The organism is Affinundibacterium macrobrachii, from assembly GCF_014652415.1.
In the GTDB taxonomy this organism is placed as follows: domain Bacteria; phylum Pseudomonadota; class Gammaproteobacteria; order Burkholderiales; family Burkholderiaceae_D; genus Undibacterium; species Undibacterium macrobrachii.
Genome location: NZ_BMYT01000001.1, coordinates 840,077 through 856,979, shown reverse-complemented (window position 1 = coordinate 856,979; position 16,903 = coordinate 840,077). Strand labels below are relative to the sequence as shown.

The following is a 16,903-nucleotide window of genomic DNA, read 5'->3' as shown; positions in this document are numbered from 1 at the left end:
TTTTGGAGATTGAACCATGACGATTCGCGTCGCAATTAACGGCTATGGCCGTATCGGTCGTAATATCCTACGTGCACATTACGAAGGTGGTAAGTTTAAAAATGAAATTCAAATCGTGGCGATTAACGATTTGGGTAACGCAGAATCTAACGCGCATTTGACACGTTACGATACCGCACACGGCAAGTTCCCTGGCACAGTGAGTGTTGAAGGCGACACCATGATCGTTAATGGCGACAAGATCAAAGTATTCGCAGAACGTAATCCTGCGAATATCCCTTGGGGCGAATTGAATGTTGACGTTGTGTTGGAATGCACGGGCTTTTTCACAACTAAAGAAAAAGCATCTGCGCATTTAGCTGGCGGCGCAAAGAAAGTCATTATCTCCGCACCAGGGGGTAAAGATGTAGACGCAACAGTCGTGTACGGCGTGAACCACGGTGTATTGAAAGCAACTGACACCGTTATTTCTAACGCGTCTTGCACAACGAACTGCTTAGCACCATTGGCAAAACCATTGAACGATGCAATCGGTATCGAAAGCGGTTTGATGACAACGATTCACGCTTACACCAATGATCAAGTCTTGACAGACGTAATGCATGAAGACTTGCGTCGTGCGCGTTCTGCAACCATGAGCATGATCCCAACCAAAACTGGTGCAGCAGCAGCGGTAGGTTTGGTATTGCCAGAGTTGAACGGTAAATTGGATGGCTACGCAATGCGTGTACCAACGATCAATGTTTCCGTAGTTGATTTGACGTTTATTGCTAAGCGCGATACCACAGTTGAAGAAATCAACAAAGTATTGAAAGACGCATCAGAAGGTGCCTTGAAAGGTATTTTGGATTACAACAAAGCACCATTGGTCTCTGTTGACTTCAACCACAATCCAGCATCTTCCACATACGACGAAACATTGACCAAAGTAAATGGTCGTTTGGTCAAAGTATCTAGCTGGTACGACAATGAGTGGGGTTTCTCTAACCGTATGTTGGACACGACTGTTGCATTGATGAGTGCGAAGTAATTTGATCGGCATTCAACTAGTTGTAAGATGAAGTAAGATGAAAGCCCCGATGTTCCGGGGCTTTTGTTTGTACAAAACGGTAGTAGGAATCTGTTGTTCAATTAAGGAGTTGATCATGAACTTAAACTTACGCAAGTTAGTTGCGGATAATAAGACTTTCTTGTTATTTGTCGCGGGCATGATTTTGATGCGTAGCGCATTGGCGGATTGGTATGTCGTACCATCAAGTTCTATGTATCCACATTTGCTAGAAGGTGATCGCGTTATCGCTAATCGTATTGCTTATGATATTAAGCTTCCATTCACAGATGTCATCTTAAAACACGTTGGTGAGCCGCAGCGTGGTGATATTGTGACCTTTAGTTCACCTGCTGATGGTGTGCGTTTGATCAAACGCGTTGTTGGTTTGCCGGGTGATGTAGTCGAGATGCGCGATCAAAAGTTGATTATCAATGGACAAGTAGCGGATTACGCGCAAATTGATCAGCCTGATCCGCAATTTTTAACACCGGCACGTGAATATCCGAATCAGCAATTGATGTACACCGAGTCCTTAGGCAGTTTGCATCACAATATTATCGTGATGCCAGAGCGTCCAGCCTTACGCTCATTTGATGCGGTGACGGTTCCTGCTGGGCATTACATGATGTTGGGCGATAATCGCGACAATAGTAATGATTCGCGTTTTTATGGTTTTGTTAAACGTGAATTAATCACGGGCCGGGTCAAGCGTTTGATGTTTTCACTTGATTACGACAATTACTATTTGCCGCGTATCGAACGCATTGGTGCTAAATTAGATCAATAAGCTTGCCATCCTATTTTTTCAAATAGCATGGCCGCGATAAATTCTGTCTAACTTATTTTGCCAATTTCGGCACATAGCCAAGTGCCGCTGAGATTTGTTCAGCGGTGCTTAACAAATCTCCCAACCAAGCTTCTTGCAAGCGATCTGCCGGTGCGGAAATCGATAAGCCCGCAATCATTTTCCCGCTGTCGTCATGTATACCTGCGGCCATACAGCGCACGCCGAGTTCCAATTCTTCATTATCACGTGCATAGCCGTTACTGCGCACCGAAGCCAGTTCACGCTCTAATTTTGCGACATCGGTAATCGAATTTTTATTGTGACCAGCGAGACCAGTGCGAGTGATATAGGCGCGCAATGCTTTTGGTTCGTCTATCGATAAAAATAATTTTCCGGTCGAAGTCAAATGTAATGGTGCGCGACCACCAATGGCGCGTACGACTTGCATGCCAGAACGCTCAGAAAAAGCGCGGTCGATGTACACAATTTCATCACCTTGACGTACCGATAAATTGATAGTTTGATTGGTAATCCGGTGTAAATTTCGCATGAATTCTAAAGCGGCTTCGCGCACATCCAAGCGGCTTTTTACGATGTTACCTAGCTCTAATAAACGCATACCTAGACGATAGGTGCCAGTGTCTGCACGGTCGACAAATCGCGTGATGCAGAGATCATTTAAGATGCGATGCGCAGTAGATGGATGCAAGCCAGTCACGCTGGCAAGTTCTTTCAGACTGACCGGGTCGTGATAGCGCGATAATGCGTCCAATAATGAGACCATGCGTTCGATCACTTGTATCGAAGTTTTTTCAGCGGAAATGGGAGCGTCGTTTTTCATCATGTGAATGGTGCATTGCAATAAATTCCTTTATACCACGATGTGAAATGGCTGTGTTGAACTGAACTCTCTATTTTCGTCACCTGTTGTAAGTGGATATAGCGAAAGCAGAATAGTGAATCTTCACTTGTTGTTATTTCGATTGAATTTATAGAAATTGATCTTGATATGAGGCCTAGCGTCACAGGCTATATTTCATACATTCTTTATGCATTACGGGTGATTGGCAGCTTACATTTTTTGCGCACGCGTGTTGCTTCGGTGTAAGATCAAGCTTAGAAATGTCGTTACCGCATTTGCCGTTCGTAACTCGTTGATTTCGATTCAGATAGTCTTCTTTGTCATTTGCATCACACTAACTGCTTCAGCTTTTAAGGAAACGTAGTTTATGTCGAGCACCTCATTAAGTCCTTCTAAGTCTGCACCATGGAAAATTCTCCTAGTCGACGATGAACCAGATATTCATGATGTTACGAAGTTGACTTTACATCGTTTTGAATTAGATGGGCGGCGTCTGCAATTCTTAGATGCTTATAGTGGTCCAGAAGCGAAAGAAATTTTAAGTCGTGAGCCCGACATCGCCTTAGTGTTTCTCGATGTCGTGATGGAGTCAGAGAATAGCGGTTTGGAAGTCGCACGTTGGATGCGTCAAGACTTAAAGAATCAATTCACACGCATTATCTTGAGGACCGGGCAGCCTGGTCAGGCACCAGAGGAGAGTGTGATCGTTGATTATGATATCAATGATTACAAAGAAAAAACCGAGCTGGATCGCACCAAATTATTTACCACCACCTTTGCCGCTCTGCGTGCATATCGAGATATCTATACCGTCGAAGAGGCACGTCGATTCCAAGTTACTTATCGTGAGGGACTTGAGCGAGTTATCGAAGCTTCTGCACATATTTACCAACAAAGAAACATGCACGATTTTGCGAATGGATTATTACAGCAAGTCGTAGCTCTATTGCGCCTTGAAAAAAGTATGCTACTACGCTTGCGTGGTGCGAGCGGAGTATCGGGTGAGAATTCCTATGAGGTGTTGGCAAAGATAGGTAATTTCGATGACGATGACCAGTTATTCAATCAAGAATTACTCGATCATTTACATCAAGTCACAGTAAATCGAATTTCCCATTTGTTTGGCGATACTTACGTTGGATATTTTCCCAATGAAAGTGGTAAAGCTTCATTGTTAGTGTTGAAAGGGGTAGAAAGCGTTAGCGAAATTGACGCCAAATTACTAGAAGTGTTTTCTTCTGGCGTAGCGATTGCTTTTGATAATATTTTGCTTAACCAAGAAATCAGCGACACGCAAGGTGAGCTGATTATGCGTTTAGGCGATGTGGTGGAGTCGCGCTCATCTGAAGCTGGGAACCACGTTCGACGCATGTCGGAAGTATGCTATCTGATTGCGATTGCGTCGGGCATGGATCCAGACGAAGCGGCAATCTTAAAGCAAGCGGCACCTATGCACGATATCGGCAAGATTGCGACCCCTGATTCTGTTTTGCTTAAGCCTGGAAAACTAGATCAGCTTGAGTGGGACATTATGAAACAACATCCGGAAGTAGGGATGTCGATTTTAGATGGCTCACATCGTCCCATTTTGCGTGCGGCCTCGATTATCGCACACCAACATCATGAAAAATTTGATGGATCTGGCTACCCACAAGGATTAGTTGGTGAAGAAATTCACCCCTATGCCAGAATTGTCGCAGTGGCAGATGTGTTTGATGCATTGATGCATGCCCGCGTTTACAAATCTGCTTGGCCAGTTGAACAAGTGATCGCGCATCTGAAAAGTGTTAGTGGTAGCCATCTCGATCCGCAATACGTCGATTTGCTTGTGCAAAATGTCGATCGAGCGGTAGAAATTAATCTTCGTTATCCTGATTGATGTATAGTCGATTTGGATTCGATTGTGGTAGTAACTTCGTCGAATTTATCTAGCTAAGATTGATAGGGAAGCGCAGCGCATAGCGAAGACCTTGACCTTGTATAGAACTTGCTTTGATCGTTCCACGTAATAGACCTGTCACCAAGTTGTAGACGATATGCGTGCCGAGACCACTGCCACCTTGGCCGCGTTTGGTGGTGTAAAAAGGGTCAAATAATTTTCCTAGTGCTTCTTCATTCATGCCATGACCATTGTCGGCATATAGAAATTTCAGATAATCCCCATCCACTTCAAATTTGATTTGGATTTCACCTTGATTTAAATTTTCGAATCCATGATGTAATGAATTCATGACGAAATTGGTCAGGATTTGTGAAATTGCACCTGGATAGTTGTCGATTACTAGGCCTTCTGGGCAATCGATTTGAATCGAAATTTGTCGGCCTTTTAACTTAGGCTGAAGTGACACGAGGGTTTCATTTAAGTAAGGAAGTAATTGAAATCTACGTCGGTCATTGGAGGTTTGATCTACGGCGACTTGCTTAAAGCTTTTTACTAATGAAGCCGCCCGTTTTGTATTGGTATTGAGGATGCGCAGGCTTTGATCCAGAACGTCGAGAAACTGTTCGCGTTGTGAAGTATCGAATTGATCTGCAAGAATATCTTTACGGGTTAATCTTACTTCTTCGATTAGATGACTGGTGGCGGTAACGCAGATTCCCAGTGGCGTATTAATTTCATGCGCCACACCTGCAACCAAACTACCTAAAGAAGCGAGTTTTTCTTGCCGGACTAATTCTGATTGCGCCTCTTTTAAAGCGAGTAATGCATCGTTGAGGGCATTATTCTGTTGTTCTAAATTGGCTTTAGCTTGGCGTAAGTCACGGTCGGCATTCATGCGCGCAATTGCTACCGCGATGTGGCTAGCGACGAAAGTTAATAGCTCTAAATCTTGAACACCGTAAGTCACATTGAGATCATAGCTTTGCACAATGATGACGCCATAAATTTTTTCTTTAATTAGAATTGGCACCCCGATCCAACTCTCAATATCTTGTCCACCTAATACTTGTTTGATTTCTTGATTTTGAATGAGTTGCTGTAGGCGTAAGCGATCGATCAATTGTGCTTTGCCGGTATGCACGACAAAAGATGTCATTCCCATGCCAAGTGGGAAACGACAATGGCTAGGAATAGGGTCTTTTTCGTCGACGAAATATTGAATACTGATTTCTTCCGTATCATCGTGATAAAGCGCTACTGCAAAATTTTTTGCAACAATTAAGTTTTCGACGATGTGATGTAATCGGCGATACAAGTAGCTTGCATCTTCGGTCGAAAAAGAAAGCTCAGCGATTGCGTACAGTGCGCTTTGAATTTTTTCTGAACGACGCCGCTCAGCAATTTCGTGGGCGAGGAGTGCGGTTCTTTCTTGTACTGCTCGTTCAAGTTTGTCGACACTTTGAAAGGCTTCTAAAGCGTTGGAAATATGTAGGGCAATTAGTTCAAATAAAGCTTGATCTTCTTCAGAATACAGTGCGTTCTTGTCATAGCTTTGTACGACCATTGCACCCAATGTGCGCTTGTGATGGTCGATTAAGGGATAGCCCATCCAATGCTCTGAAGGTGCACCGGTAATTGTATTGACTTCTTCCGCTGTAATGCGCGTCATTTCCGCGCTGCCAGCGGTCAAGGGCTTTTGATTGACGATCACCCATTTGGTTAGAGATGAGCCGGGCGCTTCAAGCTTAAATCGCTTGTTGGGATCTGGTGGTGGATCGACCTCATCTAGAAAATAAGCAAATTGAATTGACTCATCATCAGGATTGTAAAGTGCGATGTAAAAATTCTTTGCATACATGATCCTACTAAGTGCAACATGAATCGCATGCAAAAACTCACGTAGCTCGCTTGTATTAGCAGAAATTTTCCCAATTTCTAGAACCATTGCTTGTACTGCTTCTAATCGTTGCAGGCGGTGTTCCATGCGATTGTCCTTGTAGGCGTGCGTGCTTGAAGATCAAATAAGCTTAGATGAAAATGCCGAGAAATGAAATTAATCTGTGGGTTTTCAAGGCAAGTGGTCGTATCTATTTGCTAGATGCGTTGAGTCTTGATTATTCATAATGTCATACGCAACTGTTAGAATCCTTTAACTCCTCAAATAATAGTGCTTCATAAGATTAAGGATCTCGCATGAGTACATCGTCGCAACAACCCGAAGCTCCAGAAAAGCAAACGGAGATACCTCCACAAAATGTAATGAAAGCGACACAAACGACACCACAAGCAATCAGTGAGTTTAAAAGCAAGAGTGGATTAAAACGAATTTTTTCTGCCTTCTTTTATTCTTTAGATGGTCTGCAAGCAGCTTGGCGGCAAGAGCATGCTTTTCGTCAAGAATTAATCCTAGTCGTGATTGGTTCTATCATCGCGCTATTGTTGCCAGTTTCAGCATTTGAAAAATTATTGATGATTGCAGTCTTGGTCTTAATGTTAATCGTCGAATTATTAAACTCAGCGATTGAAGCGGTGGTAGATCGAGTTTCGTTGGAGCGCCATGCACTTTCCAAGAATGCGAAGGACTTTGGAAGTGCTGCCGTGTTGTTGACTTTTCTGCTTGCGGTGGCGACGTGGGCGGTCATTCTGGTTGATCGTTTTTATTACTAAAACAAATTTTATTTGCAGGCGGTGCACCAAACTTTGAACAAGCCCGTTATCGAATTATTCGAATTCTTTGACGAGCATAAAAATGAACTTGCACAGCACCAGTCGTAATATTTGTTTGATATTGTTCTTTTTGTTGGGCTTAAGTAGTGTCGCTTTCGCTCAGCGAGATGACGGTGCTTATCAAATTTTGCAAGCGCGATATGGCACCGCAGAAAGTAATGTCGATGTCACCCAAACCTTAAAAGACTTAGCGCGACGTGATGTCACTTTTCGGATGGGGAACCATAGTTTCGGTATTGACCCACATCCAAATCGCATAAAGACATTACGTATCTATGCGAAAGACCAGCGTGGTGAAGTGCGGGTGTTCGAATATCGTGAAGGTAGTGTCGTCGATGGTAATATGTTTCGCGGTTGGCGCGGCGGAAACTGGGGGCGGGAAGGTGATTATCATGGCCGTTGGGATCATCGTGGCGGCTCAGATTATGGTCGTAACTATGCTTCCGACGATGGTGAATACCTGATCTTAAATGCGCGTTATGGGACTGCCGAGAGTCATGTTGACGTTACTGATCGTTTGCGAGAGTTGGCGCGTAGTGATCGCCAATTCCGTATGGGTAACCGCACATTCGGCATTGATCCTCATCCAAATCGTATCAAATCATTGAAGATTTACACACGTGGTTCTCGTGGAGAAATGCGTACTTTTGAGTATCGCGAGCGTAGCGTGGTCGACGGCAGTTTATTTAAGGGCTGGTCGCGAGGAAATTGGGGAAGTCGTAATGAAGGGTCTAGATGGAACGATGATTTTTCAATGCAAGATGAACGTAGAGAAAACCGTACATCGATACGCAACTCAGATCGTCAAGCGAACACGCAGTTGACGATTATTAGCGCGCAATATGGAACAGAGTCATACAAAGTTGATGTGACTGCAGCACTACGCCTGCTCACTCGTGATGGTCGATTAGAAATGCGCGTTGAAAATGATACAGTAGGACAGATCGATCCAGCTCCTGGCATCGTAAAAACACTTTGGCTTACTTACTCAGTCAACGGTGGTCGCTCACAATCAGTTCGAGTGCAAGAGCGTGCTTGGTTGCGTTTGCCATAATCATGCAAAACGGAACATGCATTTTGCATCACTCGATGAGTTTAAATATCGAGTGATGTGTTTGTTCAACAAAATATTTGTTAATCTTTTAGCGGAAACAGTCGTCCAACTTCGGGACCTGTAGCACCATCTAGGCCGAGTTGTTGCAGGCTGATAAATTCCGCATTGCTCGTTACACTTTCTGCAAAACTCAGGAGTGCCAGTCGATGTACGATGGTGCAAACGCCTTTGATAAATGCCTGATTGCCCTCATTTTCTTCAATGTTTCGAACGAAGCCGCCATCAATCTTGACGTAGCTTAGTTTGAGATCGTGCAGCAAATTAATCTTATCGAATTGGCGTCCAAAATGTTCTAAACCAAGTTTGCAACCAGTTGGGGCAATATCGGTATGGAACATGCGGAATGCATCAATATTCGCAAAGACGCCACTTTCTGGTATCTCCAACCACAGGTGTTTTGCAGCGCCTGGTTTGCTTTGTAAGATGGCTTTGAGTTTGCTTCTAAATTCGCCACCTTGTATCGACTGTGCTGAGAGATTGACTGCTATATCGACCGACGAGTTTGTTTTGCTGAGCTCATCTAATGCAAGTTTAATTGCGATTAAATCTAATTTTTCGGTGAGCCCTAAGCGTTCTGCGATGGGGAGAAAGCGCGCAGCAGGGAACCACTCACCACCAAACATTAAACGTAGGGCTGATTCCTTGTGTACTAATTCGCCGTCTGATTTAGTGACAGGGAAGTAGGCTAACTTTACCCAATTTTGTTCAATCGCACGTAGAATTAATTTCGACCATTCCTCTGCACTACGCGGAGCATGTTCGATATTGAGCGGTGCAGATTGATGAATGTCGCTGATTCCACTTGCCTCTGCACTGGCTAATGCCGCATCGACTTGCGCCAGCAAACCACTCGAACTAATTCCATATTCGTAATCACCAAAGCCAATCGAAACCATAAAATCGTCAGCAACTGCTGCGAAAATTTGACGAATTTCGCTCAGTAGATTTTGACTGATAGGACGGGCTTCTTTTTGCCTAAATAGCAGTGCAAAATCAGTGCCGTTGAGGCGAGCGGCAAAACCGTCAGGTAGTTTAGCTTGGTGCGCTAATAAGAGTTGTCCTATTTGCTTGAGTAGCTCATCAGTTTTATTGCGACCAAGCGTTTTATTGACTGCGGCAAGGCCGGCTAAACGAATTAAGATCAAGCTACCAGATGGCGCATTTTCTTCCTCGACGCTAGCTTGTAATTGGCTAATAAAATGCGCTCGATTGGCCAGGCCGGTAGTCGCATCCGAATTGGCGCGTATTCTCATCGCTTCTAAACGTTCCGCTTCTTCGGCGAACATGGATTTGAGTAGCGTCACGGTTGAGTTCATTGCGCTGGACAATTGTTTCAGCTCAGGCACGCTGGATTCCGGTGTAATAATGAAGCGGCGTTCGGTCATGCCTTTAGCTTGATCAATGACCTGTTTTAGTGGTTGCTTGATGCGACGTAATATTAAAGCGCCGAGATAGCAGGCGATCAAGCCAGAGATTGATAGTGTGACGAACATGTCCTTCACTGAGTTCCACAAAGTCTCGTAAGCTCCGCCACTGCGACTAACAAGGTGAATCGAGCCGAGCTGTTTCCAGCCATTTGAAATTTGTGCCTGACCAGGAATTGATTGAATAGGAAACCACTGTTTGAACCACGATGGCACATTGGATTGCTCATCAGGGGCAAGACGTTCGACTAAGATTTTGCCATTGGGATCGAACATTCTGACCGAAGCGTAGTGGCCATTATCGAAAAGCGAAGTAATGATCAACTCAAGCTCAACTGGATCAATATTTTTTTGACTTAATGAGAGCGCAAGCACGGTCGCGTTGTCAGAGTTCTTCATTCTTAATTGTTCATTTAAGTAGGCGCGCGAACTCATCGTCGATGCGAATAAACTACCTACTAACGCAATTAAAGTGCTGAGGATGATAGCAAACCAAAGTTGGCGGTACATCGACATGGTGATTCCTTTGTTTATTTGGTGATTTCTAAAAAGTTTTACTCTGACTGATTTTGATATTAATTACTGAGTTAGTTTTATTCTTTGTCTCATTACTGGCTTCGTTATTTGCTTCGTTATTTGCTTGGTGATTGGCTTCATTATTCAAATCCTTCTTTTTTTGCACGTTCTAGCAATTGTTGCCAGCGTGAGAGCCGACCTGTTCCACCTGGGCCCAGTGTCGCGTTGGCAGCTGCTCCTGCAAAAATACCTTGTCCATTAAAACTAAAAATGGGTGACAAATCATTGCGTCTTGATGCTGGTCTAATTTCTGAAATGAGATTGTCTAGAATTAAAGGATCTGCATCGCTAGAAGGGTAGTAGGCTAGTACCATGTGCGCTTGGGTAACACTGCTGTTGGGGCCACCAATACGTGCTTTAACATAGACTAAACGCAATTGTGCGTCGGGAATATTTAAGTTTCTTAAACTAAAATATTTTGCGATCACATAATCTTCACAATCAGCTTTTTTCTTGCTGAGACTCTCAAGTGGCGTCGCCCAATAGTCTGATTGCCCCCAAAGCTCAATATCTTCGGTATAAATTAATCGTCGATTAAAGAAATTATTTACCTTTTGAAGTTTTAGCTCTGTCGTGTTTTCTGTACTGCTTAAAATAAGATTCGACCAGTCGTTGAAGATTTGTTCTTCACCACTCAATGCGCGAATATTCGTGCGTAAGCGATCCCAGTTGATGCCGTGAGATGTCAACGACAACATGCTCGCAGCGATCACAAAACTAATCGTGATCAGCTTAGAGCGAATAGGAAACGCACGAAGTGTACGAAAAGCAGGGGCCAATTTACTTTCACCTAGAAGTATGAATGAACGATAATCCGACGGACCGCGCTTACTTCCAATGGGATATTCGAGTTTTTACTTGCTTACTGTCATGCACATATCGTACATCTCGATTGCAAAGATACTGACATGAGTCATAGTGTAACTTTGATTTTACAAGAAAAAATACTTCTCTTAGGAAACATTTGTGCTTGTTACACAGTCCTGCTAAAAATGTTGAGCATTTTCTTCAGGTGCTGTTAGCAAACGCATTTTTGCTTTTTAAAAGCAAGCGTTCAGAAAAAAGCCCGCACAAAAAAATTATGCGGGCTTTTTTTCGATCAAAATTTCACTTCGCTTACCATTGTTTTGCCTGAGGGCCAGACACAATCTCGTTCACGATTTGCCATTTTCCATTCACTTCTTCCCAGTACAGTGTTTTCTGTAAAGTATCTTGATAACTGCTCGAACGGTAATCTTGTTGGAAAATTGTTGTCGCATGCTTGATATCTTGCATCGTAAATTTGATGTCAGACAAATCCAAGCTGATTTTTTGCGCATTCAATAAACGAGCGCGACGAGCTGCTTTCCAAGATTCTCTAGATGTGTATTTGGTCGAGTAGAAGCTGAAGTAAGCATCTGGATTCATATTAACCCAAGCTTCGCGCCATCCTTTCAATGCATTTAATACATTGCTTCTTGCTGCAGCAACTGTATCTTGCGGCACTTCTAATTTTGTTGCTGGAACAGTAGCTTCTGCTACGGGAGTTGCAGGTGCTTTGATAGGTTCTAAGCTTCCTAGACTTTCCAAAGCGCGTTTGTCTAATTGTGCTTTGTTCGCAACGTAGACTTCAGGAGCTTCAATTGGGCAATTGGCTGCACCCACATTCGTATTGGTATCGAGATTTTTCAAGGTATCACTGCCATCGTCTCGGCGGGCGAGACCCAGTGCAGAGTGGAGCTTACCCATGCCAGCATGTGTTCGTGCATAGGCGAGGAATAAATCGACCTCGGCATTAGAGAAGGTACGTTTTGCTTGAAACAGTTCGTTTTCAGTATCTAATAAATCTAGTAACGAGCGCTGTCCAATGTCAAATTGTTGACGGTAGGCGTCACGCGCTTTTTCTATCGATAATTGATGCTGATCTAAATAATTTAACTGGTCGGTCAACTTACGTGTGTCGTTGTAAGCGATCGCCAAAGTTTGACGAATATCGCGGCAAGTTTTATCACGGAGATCTTTGGCTAGATTTAATTGATCCGCTGCTTCTTGAATTCTTGCCTTATCACTGCCGCCATTGAATAAATTCCATGACATGACAAATTCGGCAGAATTATTGTTGGTACGTCCAGAAACGAAATCAATATTGTTGCCACGTTCTGCACGTGCTTTAAAATCTAGGCGAGGTTGGTAAGCCGAACGTCTAGATTGAAGGCCGCTATTGACAGATGCGATGTTTTCTATGCTCGCCATCAAGCCAGGGTGGCTAGTAAATGCCGTATTTAGCGCACCGACAATATTTGTGGGTACACCAGCGGTGAGGCTGTTTAGATTTTCTAAGTCTGCAGCAGGCATCGTGCCGACTAAGCGTTGAAAACGCGCACTAACGTCGTGTAGATTCGAGGTCTCTGTCACTAAATTCGCTTCAGCTAAGGCTAAACGTCCAGAGATTTGTTCAAGATCCACTCTGCGGCTGACACCTGCCTTGGATTTTGCTTGAATTTGTTCAAACACCGCTTTATGTCTTACATAGTTGTCTTCAGATAAACGAACCAGTTTACGAAAGCGGATAACATCGGCGTAAGCCCTGACTACTTCTAAAGTGATATTCTCGGAAGCATCTTGCAGTTCAAAAAAACGAACTCTCTTCAAATAATCAAGCTGTTTTACTTGATTACTTGTTAGAAAGCCGTCATAAATCATTTGATTCAGGCTTAGCGCCGTTGAGGTACGATTTAATTCTGATTTCCCTATACGATTATCTCTATTATCTCTTCCTGTATCCGCGCTCAATGTTACATTAGGAAGATAAGCACCAAATGCAGCGTCTTTTCCCGATTTTGTTGCTTGAAAGCTGTGCCACTTTGCCTGAATTTCAGGATTGGTCATCAAGGCTTTTTGTGCCGAATCTTTTAATGTTTGTGTTTGTGCTTGGACAGGTGCCCAAACTGTTAAAGAGAGTAAGCTGATCGCAAGACTAATTGTTTTTAGATTTAATGACATGTTTTTCTCGGAAAAAGGTCAAACTTATGTTGGGGCGAAAGATATCAGAAAATTATCGTCAAACATAGGAAGATCTATAGGGTTTTATCTTAATTTTTCAAAAATTAACACATCTAATAACGTAGAGAAACTTTCCACAAAATCTATTTACATGTCAATTTTTGCAAAGCGATACGCGCAGCGCTTATTGTCGTTTCAATCACGCTATTTGAGTGTTGCGCAGACACGAATCCAGCTTCAAACGCGGATGGAGCAAGATATATGCCAAGTTCGAGCATTTCATGGAAAAATTGTTTGAATTTATCAGCATCTGCTTGCATCACTTGCTTGAAGCTGCTTGGTACGTCTTTGCAAAAGTAGATACCAAACATGCCACCAATCGCATCTGCGCAGAAATCTATATTGAGTTCCTTCGCAACTTCATTGAGTCCATCAACTAACTTTTGTGTTTGGTTGGTTAGGTTTGTGTAAAAGTCAGGAGCTTGTATGAGCTTCAATGTGGTTAAGCCGGCGGCGACCGCGACAGGGTTGCCGGATAAGGTGCCTGCCTGATAGACGCCACCTAAGGGGGCTAAATGCGCCATAATTTCAGCTTTGCCACCAAATGCAGCGACTGGCAGTCCACCACCAATTACTTTTCCTAAGGCAGTCAAATCTGGTGTGATGTTATAAATTGATTGTGCTCCGCCAAGTGCCACACGGAAGCCACACATGACTTCATCAAAGATCAGGATGCTGCCGTATTCGGTGCAAAGGCGGCGCATTGTTTGCAGGAATGCTTCGCTTGCTTTAATTAAATTCATATTGCCGGCAACAGGCTCCACGATTACACAGGCAATTTGATCACCCAATTCTTTAAATGCGTTCTCTAGCTGTGTGCAGTCGTTATAGTCGAGTACCAAGGTGTGTTTAGTGAAGTCGTTTGGCACGCCTGAAGAAGTTGGATTGCCAAAAGTAAGCAAGCCGCTACCTGCTTTCACTAAAAGTGAGTCGGCGTGGCCATGATAGCAACCTTCAAACTTAATAATCTTATCGCGCTTGGTTGCGCCGCGTGCCAAACGCAGAGCGCTCATTGTTGCTTCAGTGCCACTTGAAACTAGGCGAACTTGCTCAATAGACGGAACCAGTTTACAAATTTCCTCCGCCATCAAAACTTCTGCTTCCGTTGGTGCACCGAAGCTAAGTCCTAAGCTTGCAGCTTGTTGTACTGCTGAAATCACTTCTGGATGCGCATGTCCTAAAATCGCAGGTCCCCATGAACCTATATAATCAATATATTGTTTGTCATCTGCATCCCAAAAGTACGCACCTTGTGCTTTTTTAATAAATCTTGGTGTGCCCCCAACCGAGCGAAATGCACGTACTGGCGAATTGACTCCGCCTGGAGTTGTGATTTGAGCGCGTTGGAATAGTGTTTCATTGTTTGACATAGGGATTTGCTCGTTGCGTGAAGAGTAAAAAAGAGGGGCTGTGTACTTGGTGGTATATCTGGTATATAAACTAGTTCATGAGCATTTTTATAATGGTGTCAGTGTTTATATTTCAAATTCGTCGCTAATTTTATTTGTTGAAGCAATTTTGATTTGTTGTTGTTTTTATTCTCAGCAAGTTTTTTCAAGGAGATTGCTTTCAAATATATCTCGAAAAAATTAGAATGCTGATGTTACTCCAACACCAACTGAAAGTCGTTATTAAAAAGGAATTTGTCTCGTGGAATATAAAACAATGATGTGTCTTATCTGTGGCTGGATTTATGACGAGGCAGCGGGTATGCCTGAGGATGGAATAGCGCCAGGGACAAAGTGGGAAGATGTGCCATTGAACTGGACTTGTCCTGAATGTGGTGCAAGAAAAGATGACTTTGATATGGTTCCGGTATAAAAAACGCTAAAGTTTGCATCTAATGGCTAGGGAAAACCCTCTATTTACTTACCTTTCATTCTCTCGCTAGGCTTCTTTGTTGTTTCGTCGTGAAGAAACGCGTAAAAGTTGGTGCAAGCTTGATAAACTTTGATAAAGTGCTGAATAGTAAAATTTTTTCCACTTTGAGATTGTCGCATGTCAACATCCATTAGCAATGAAAATTTAAGAATTATGGTGATTGATGATAGTAGTACTATCCGTCGATCTGCTGAGATCTTTTTGGGTCAGGTTGGTTATAAAGTGGTGTTAGCGGAAGATGGCTTTGATGCCCTTGCTAAGATTAATGATACCCATCCACATCTTATTTTTTGCGACATTTTGATGCCACGTTTGGATGGATATCAAACTTGTGCTTTGATTAAGAAGAGCGCTAAGTTTCGAGACACACCTGTCATCATGCTGTCGTCAAAAGATGGTTTGTTTGATCGTGCTCGTGGTGCGATGGTTGGTTCTGAGGAATATCTCACAAAACCCTTTACAAAAGATAGTCTGTTAAAGACGGTGCGAAAGTACACCACTGAGACTATTTCTAGTTAAATTCAAAAAACTTTTTGAGGTTGAATATGGCAATACAGAAAATTCTGATCGTTGATGACTCTCCAACTGAGCGTTATTTTTTGACTGATATCTTGGTGAAAAATGGCTTCTCGGTCTCCACTGCTGAAAATGGCGAAGATGCGCTCGCGAAAATAAAAGCAGATAAGCCGCAATTAATCCTGATGGACGTCGTAATGCCTGGTCAGAATGGTTTCCAAATTACACGCGCGATTTCTCGTGATCCAGACACGCAAGATGTTCCTGTGATTATCTGTACTAGCAAAAATCAGGAAACTGATCGGATTTGGGGTTTGCGTCAAGGCGCCAGAGATTACCTGGTGAAACCAATTGATCCTCAAGAGTTACTTGCAAAAATTGCTGCGCTTGGTTAAGTGAGTCATTTTATGACAGAGAACACAAGCGAAAAACCGATAACGAGTACTGAGACTGCGGTGTCGCCGTCAGTAACTCGGCGCGCTCGATTGCGAGATTTCCAATCGCAGTTGATGGAGCGAATGCAGGCTGCAAAATCAGGCGCTCACATACGTGCAAATCAACTAGGTGTACAAATTGGTAAGAACAAGTATTTGATTGACTTACGCGAGGCAGGTGAAATTGTTTCTGCTGGTAATTTGACGAAAGTTCCGCTTACTAAGTCTTGGTATCTCGGTCTCTCGAATGTGCGAGGCAGTTTGACGAGCGTGATCGATTATTCGCTTTTTGAGGGAAGTGAACCTACATCAGTGGATTCGTCGTGTCGTATCCTGGCTTTTTCCAATTCTTTGTCCTTCAATAGTGGACTGTTGGTTTCTAAAGTTCTGGGTCTGCGTAACGCGGATGAGATGGATCTGATTGATGAGCAAGCGATGAATACGCCAGATCAGCAAAAAAAAACTTGGATTATCAATCGTTTTTTAGATTCAGATGGTCAGATTTGGTCGCAATTAAGCCTCTCGTCTTTAGTTCAAGATCAAGAGTTTTTGCAAATCGGATTATAAGTATTTAAGTATCAAATACGCATTTGACGGAATAGTAATT

At 43.2% G+C, this 16,903-nt stretch carries 15 protein-coding genes; 9 read left to right on the top strand and 6 right to left on the bottom strand.

Annotated elements, in window-relative coordinates; all coding sequences use genetic code 11:
* Window positions 1–16: 16 nt before the first annotated feature.
* Window positions 17–1,030, top strand: coding sequence for a type I glyceraldehyde-3-phosphate dehydrogenase (gap, locus tag IE103_RS03860; protein WP_189344651.1), 1,014 nt, complete (start codon window positions 17–19; stop codon window positions 1,028–1,030).
* 115 nt (window positions 1,031–1,145) lie between these two features.
* Window positions 1,146–1,838 (top strand): signal peptidase I, encoded by a 693-nt coding sequence (gene lepB / locus IE103_RS03855; protein ID WP_189344650.1) that lies wholly within the window; start codon window positions 1,146–1,148, stop codon window positions 1,836–1,838.
* A gap of 52 nt (window positions 1,839–1,890) precedes the next feature.
* Here lepB and IE103_RS03850 read toward each other — a convergent pair whose 3' ends face one another.
* A complete protein-coding gene (locus tag IE103_RS03850; RefSeq protein WP_373295223.1) occupies window positions 1,891–2,682 on the bottom strand; it encodes an IclR family transcriptional regulator in 792 nt (263 codons plus the stop codon).
* Between the two features lie 385 nt (window positions 2,683–3,067).
* Here IE103_RS03850 and IE103_RS03845 point away from each other — a divergent pair, with 385 nt between their 5' ends.
* Window positions 3,068–4,579, top strand: a complete 1,512-nt coding sequence (locus tag IE103_RS03845) for a response regulator (protein WP_189344649.1) — start codon at window positions 3,068–3,070, stop codon at window positions 4,577–4,579.
* 49 nt (window positions 4,580–4,628) lie between these two features.
* On the opposite strand, the gene IE103_RS03840 is transcribed toward IE103_RS03845, so the two are convergent.
* Window positions 4,629–6,566, bottom strand: a complete 1,938-nt coding sequence (locus tag IE103_RS03840) for a GAF domain-containing sensor histidine kinase (RefSeq protein ID WP_189344648.1) — start codon at window positions 6,564–6,566, stop codon at window positions 4,629–4,631.
* A gap of 275 nt (window positions 6,567–6,841) precedes the next feature.
* On the opposite strand from IE103_RS03840, the gene IE103_RS03835 reads away from it, so the two are divergent.
* On the top strand, window positions 6,842–7,249 hold the full coding sequence (locus tag IE103_RS03835) for a diacylglycerol kinase (RefSeq protein WP_189345093.1): 408 nt from the start codon (window positions 6,842–6,844) through the stop codon (window positions 7,247–7,249).
* Between the two features lie 82 nt (window positions 7,250–7,331).
* Window positions 7,332–8,363: a hypothetical protein gene (locus tag IE103_RS03830; protein WP_189344647.1), complete on the top strand. Its 1,032-nt coding sequence runs from the start codon at window positions 7,332–7,334 to the stop codon at window positions 8,361–8,363.
* A gap of 80 nt (window positions 8,364–8,443) precedes the next feature.
* Here the strand turns inward: IE103_RS03830 and IE103_RS03825 are convergent, their stop codons facing one another.
* The 4 genes from IE103_RS03825 to hemL all read right to left on the bottom strand — a co-directional run bounded on the left by IE103_RS03825 (window position 8,444) and on the right by hemL (window position 14,835).
* Window positions 8,444–10,363, bottom strand: coding sequence for a bifunctional diguanylate cyclase/phosphodiesterase (locus tag IE103_RS03825; RefSeq protein ID WP_189344646.1), 1,920 nt, complete (start codon window positions 10,361–10,363; stop codon window positions 8,444–8,446).
* Between the two features lie 140 nt (window positions 10,364–10,503).
* The gene (locus tag IE103_RS03820) at window positions 10,504–11,202 is read right to left on the bottom strand and encodes a transglutaminase-like cysteine peptidase (protein ID WP_229827051.1); all 699 of its coding nucleotides are present in this window, start codon (window positions 11,200–11,202) and stop codon (window positions 10,504–10,506) included.
* Between the two features lie 337 nt (window positions 11,203–11,539).
* Window positions 11,540–13,405, bottom strand: coding sequence for a TolC family outer membrane protein (locus IE103_RS03815; RefSeq protein ID WP_189344645.1), 1,866 nt, complete (start codon window positions 13,403–13,405; stop codon window positions 11,540–11,542).
* Window positions 13,406–13,548: 143 nt separating this feature from the next.
* Complete coding sequence (hemL, locus tag IE103_RS03810; RefSeq protein ID WP_189344644.1) at window positions 13,549–14,835, bottom strand: glutamate-1-semialdehyde 2,1-aminomutase; 1,287 nt, start codon at window positions 14,833–14,835, stop codon at window positions 13,549–13,551.
* A gap of 280 nt (window positions 14,836–15,115) precedes the next feature.
* Here hemL and IE103_RS03805 point away from each other — a divergent pair, with 280 nt between their 5' ends.
* The 4 genes from IE103_RS03805 (at window position 15,116) to IE103_RS03790 (ending at window position 16,863) form a co-directional block, all read left to right on the top strand.
* Window positions 15,116–15,286 (top strand): rubredoxin, encoded by a 171-nt coding sequence (locus IE103_RS03805; protein WP_189344643.1) that lies wholly within the window; start codon window positions 15,116–15,118, stop codon window positions 15,284–15,286.
* A gap of 177 nt (window positions 15,287–15,463) precedes the next feature.
* Window positions 15,464–15,865, top strand: coding sequence for a response regulator (locus IE103_RS03800; protein ID WP_189344642.1), 402 nt, complete (start codon window positions 15,464–15,466; stop codon window positions 15,863–15,865).
* A 26-nt stretch (window positions 15,866–15,891) separates the two neighbouring features.
* The gene (locus tag IE103_RS03795) at window positions 15,892–16,257 is read left to right on the top strand and encodes a response regulator transcription factor (protein WP_186890092.1); all 366 of its coding nucleotides are present in this window, start codon (window positions 15,892–15,894) and stop codon (window positions 16,255–16,257) included.
* A 12-nt stretch (window positions 16,258–16,269) separates the two neighbouring features.
* Complete coding sequence (locus IE103_RS03790; RefSeq protein ID WP_229827050.1) at window positions 16,270–16,863, top strand: chemotaxis protein CheW; 594 nt, start codon at window positions 16,270–16,272, stop codon at window positions 16,861–16,863.
* The last annotated feature ends 40 nt before the right edge of the window (window positions 16,864–16,903 follow it).

Bases quoted from the DNA above. Each gene is read 5' to 3' on its own strand.
- IE103_RS03845 (WP_189344649.1), top strand. From the start codon at position 3,068: ATGTCGAGCACCTCATTAAGTCCTTCTAAGTCTGCACCATGGAAAATT.
- IE103_RS03790 (WP_229827050.1), top strand. From the start codon at position 16,270: ATGACAGAGAACACAAGCGAAAAACCGATAACGAGTACTGAGACTGCG.
- IE103_RS03835 (WP_189345093.1), top strand. From the start codon at position 6,842: ATGAAAGCGACACAAACGACACCACAAGCAATCAGTGAGTTTAAAAGC.
- IE103_RS03795 (WP_186890092.1), top strand. From the start codon at position 15,892: ATGGCAATACAGAAAATTCTGATCGTTGATGACTCTCCAACTGAGCGT.
- lepB (WP_189344650.1), top strand. From the start codon at position 1,146: ATGAACTTAAACTTACGCAAGTTAGTTGCGGATAATAAGACTTTCTTG.
- hemL (WP_189344644.1), bottom strand. From the start codon at position 14,835: ATGTCAAACAATGAAACACTATTCCAACGCGCTCAAATCACAACTCCA.
- IE103_RS03800 (WP_189344642.1), top strand. From the start codon at position 15,464: ATGTCAACATCCATTAGCAATGAAAATTTAAGAATTATGGTGATTGAT.
- IE103_RS03825 (WP_189344646.1), bottom strand. From the start codon at position 10,363: ATGTCGATGTACCGCCAACTTTGGTTTGCTATCATCCTCAGCACTTTA.
- gap (WP_189344651.1), top strand. From the start codon at position 17: ATGACGATTCGCGTCGCAATTAACGGCTATGGCCGTATCGGTCGTAAT.
- IE103_RS03815 (WP_189344645.1), bottom strand. From the start codon at position 13,405: ATGTCATTAAATCTAAAAACAATTAGTCTTGCGATCAGCTTACTCTCT.
- IE103_RS03830 (WP_189344647.1), top strand. From the start codon at position 7,332: ATGAACTTGCACAGCACCAGTCGTAATATTTGTTTGATATTGTTCTTT.
- IE103_RS03840 (WP_189344648.1), bottom strand. From the start codon at position 6,566: ATGGAACACCGCCTGCAACGATTAGAAGCAGTACAAGCAATGGTTCTA.
- IE103_RS03850 (WP_373295223.1), bottom strand. From the start codon at position 2,682: ATGATGAAAAACGACGCTCCCATTTCCGCTGAAAAAACTTCGATACAA.